Origin of the sequence: Brevundimonas sp. UBA7534 (genome assembly GCF_002479325.1) — a bacterium.
In the GTDB taxonomy this organism is placed as follows: domain Bacteria; phylum Pseudomonadota; class Alphaproteobacteria; order Caulobacterales; family Caulobacteraceae; genus Brevundimonas.
Genome location: NZ_DLMO01000102.1, coordinates 945 through 3,951, shown reverse-complemented (window position 1 = coordinate 3,951; position 3,007 = coordinate 945). Strand labels below are relative to the sequence as shown.

Annotated in this window: 4 protein-coding genes; 3 read left to right on the top strand and 1 reads right to left on the bottom strand. The window is 66.1% G+C overall.

The genetic code is table 11. From position 1 onward, the window contains the following. Positions 1 to 760 (bottom strand): AMP-binding protein (locus tag B2U11_RS07895; protein WP_292070961.1); only part of this gene is annotated, 760 nt, incomplete at its 3' end. A gap of 172 nt (positions 761 to 932) precedes the next feature. Here B2U11_RS07895 and lipA point away from each other — a divergent pair. The 3 genes from lipA to B2U11_RS07880 form a co-directional block, all read left to right on the top strand. Next, entirely contained in the window at positions 933 to 1,895 is a 963-nt protein-coding gene (lipA, locus tag B2U11_RS07890; protein WP_292070960.1) for a lipoyl synthase, read from the top strand. 7 nt (positions 1,896 to 1,902) lie between these two features. Beyond that, positions 1,903 to 2,355, top strand: coding sequence for a type II toxin-antitoxin system RatA family toxin (locus B2U11_RS07885; protein WP_292070959.1), 453 nt, complete (start codon positions 1,903 to 1,905; stop codon positions 2,353 to 2,355). Beyond that, the coding region (locus tag B2U11_RS07880) for an NAD(P)/FAD-dependent oxidoreductase (RefSeq protein WP_292070958.1) at positions 2,352 to 3,007 on the top strand (656 nt) is incomplete at its 3' end. The genes B2U11_RS07885 and B2U11_RS07880, both read left to right, overlap by 4 nt.

Here is a 3,007-nt window from a genome sequence, read left to right as displayed (position 1 = left end):
GCTTGGCATGCAGCGGCGACGGATATTCGAACGCCTTCATCCCTTGCAGCAGCGGCAAGATGACCCCGCCGGTCAGGCCGAAGCAGTGGAAGGTCGGCAGCGGGTTGAACATCACCCACTCCGGCTTCAGGTCGATGTGGGCCGCGACCTGGCGGGCGTTGGCGACCAGATTGCGCTGGCTGAGCACGACGCCCTTGGGCGTGCCGAAGCTGCCGGAGGTGAACAGGACGACACCCGGCGCATCCGGATCGGTCCTGACGCGGAAGCGCTTGGGCGCCGCGCCGGCGGCGAGGCCATACAGCTTGTCGGCCAGGCCGATGGTCTTGCGCACGTCGTCCAGCCAGACGATGTCCGCGACGGTCTTCAGTTCCTCGATCAGGTCGTCCAGCTTGGCCTGGTCGATGAAACGCCGGGCGGTCAGCACCTTCTTGACGCCGGCCGTCCGGATCGCGGCCTTCAGGTTCGCCTCGCCAGCGGTGAAGTTCAGCATCACCGGTACGCGTCCGTGGGCGTGCAGGCCGAAGAAGGTGACCACCACGCCCATCGACGACGGCAACAGGATGGCGACTCGCTCGCTCTTTTCGGTCATCTGCGCGATCTTGCGGCCCAGCACGAAGGCGGCGCGGATCAGGCCGGTGTAGGTGAGGGGATGGCGGTCCTGGTCCTCCAGTATCTCCTTGTCGCCGAACCGCGACCGGGCCTCGATCAAGGCGTCGATCAGTGTGTCTTGGTACAGCGAGGGATCCAGGGCCTGGCGCAAGCGCGTCTCCTACGGAGGGCGCGACCGGCCCTCTCTGTTGTTCGGGCGACCGTCATTAATGACGCCGCGTGAACTTGAAAAGATGTGTTACCCTGCGTGAGTTCCGGCAAGGGCGGTGATATGTAACCGGCCGTGCCTTGCCTTCGGCCCCCGGAAAGCCGAAATACCGGCCATGGTCACCCTGATCGACACCCTTCAGCGCAAGCCGTCGGAGCTGCGCCATCCGGAAAAGCAGAACCGTCCGGAGACGGTCGTCCTGAAGAAGCCGGACTGGCTGCGCGTAAAGGCGCCCGGGTCGGGCCAGTACAATGCGACCAAGGAGATCGTCCGCTCCAAGGGGCTGGTGACCGTTTGCGAAGAGGCGGCCTGCCCGAACATCGGCGAGTGCTGGAGCCAGAAGCACGCTACCCTGATGATCATGGGCGACACCTGCACGCGGGCCTGCGCCTTCTGCAACGTTAAGACCGGCCTGCCGCAGCCGCTGGACCCGGAAGAGCCGGGCAAGGTCGGCCTGGCCGTCCAGCAGATGGGCCTGAACCACGTGGTGATCACCTCGGTCGACCGCGACGATGTGTCCGACGGCGGCGCGGCCCACTTCGCCGAGGTCGTGCGCCAGATCCGCATCCAGGCGCCGCAAACCACCATCGAGATCCTGACGCCCGACTTCCTGCGGAAGGACGGCGCCGCCGAGGTGATGATCGACGCCCAGCCCGACGTCTTCAATCACAACCTCGAAACCGTGCCGCGCCTGTATCTGAAGGTCCGGCCCGGCGCCCGCTACTTCCACTCGCTGCGTCTGCTGCAGATGGTCAAGGAGCGCGACCCCAACCAGTTCACCAAGTCCGGCATCATGGTCGGGCTGGGCGAGACCAAGGAAGAGGTCATGCAGGTGATGGACGACATGCGGTCCGCCGGCGTCGACTTCATCACCATCGGCCAATATCTGCAGCCGACGCGGAAACACGCCGCCATCGACCGTTTCGTCACGCCCGAAGAGTTCAAGGCCTATGAGGCGATCGCCCGGGCCAAGGGTTTCCTGATGGTGTCCTCGTCGCCGCTGACGCGTTCGTCGCACCACGCCGGCGACGATTTCGCCCGGCTGAAGGCGGCGCGCGAGGCGCAGCTGCGTCGCTAAGCCCCGCATGGCCGTTCACCGCGTCACGCGCATATTGCCCTATGCGCCCCAAGAGCTTGCCGACCTGGTCGCCGATGTGCGGGCCTATCCCGACTTCGTACCGTGGGTGACGTCCATGCGGGTCTGGAACGAGCGGGCCGAGGGGGAGGGCGTCTCCGTGCTGGACGCGGAGGCGGGCGTCGGCTTCTCCTTCCTGACCGAGCGGTTCTCCACCTGGGTCCGGCATGATCGGAACGCGCCCAAGGTCGAGGTCGGCCTTTTGCGCGGGCCATTCAAACACTTGAAGAATCGCTGGGAGTTCCTTCCGCACCCCGAAGGCACGCGGCTGGAGTTCATGATCGACTTCGCCTTCAAGTCGAAGATGCTGGATCTGATGTTGCAGGCCAACTTCGACCGGGCGGTGGAAAAGCTGATCGGCTGTTTCGAGGCCGAGGCGCAGCGAAGGTACGCACCGAGATGAGCTTCGATTTCGACGCGACCGTCGTGGGCGCCGGGGCCGTGGGCCTGGCCTGCGGTTGGGCGCTGTCGAAACGTGGACTGACGGTCCTGGTGCTTGAGAAGGAAGGCCACATCGGCCAGGGCGTCTCCTCGCGCAACTCCGAGGTCATCCACGGCGGCCTCTACTATCCGACCGGGTCGCTGAAGGCGCGGTTCTGCGTCGAGGGTCGGCGGGCGCTCTATGGGTTCCTGGAAAGCCGAAAGGTCGATCACTGGAAGTGCGGCAAGCTGGTGGTGGCGACCCAGGAGGCCGAGGTCGAGCGCATCGAGGTCATCTTCGAGCAGGCGACCACCAATGGCGTCGAGGGGCTGAAACACCTAACCGGCGCCCAAGCGCGGGCGCTGGAGCCCGATTTGAACGCCCACGCCGCGATCCTGTCGCCCGAGAGCGGCGTCTTCGACAGCCACGGCTATATGCTGGCCTTGCAGGGCGAGATCGAGGACGCGGGCGGTTCCGTCGTCACGGGCGCGCCTTTCGAGGGCGCCGAGCCGCTCCCGAGCGGCGGCTTTTCCGTTCGCGTGGGCGGGGAGGGGGCGATGACTGTGACCAGCCGCCTTCTGGTCACGGCGCCCGGCCTTTCGGCTCAGGAGGCCGCGGCGCGTATCGAGGGTTA

What these genes read in the sequence shown, in the direction of transcription:
- B2U11_RS07885 (WP_292070959.1), top strand. Translation starts at nt 1,903, where the DNA reads ATGGCCGTTCACCGCGTCACGCGCATATTGCCCTATGCGCCCCAAGAG.
- lipA (WP_292070960.1), top strand. Translation starts at nt 933, where the DNA reads ATGGTCACCCTGATCGACACCCTTCAGCGCAAGCCGTCGGAGCTGCGC.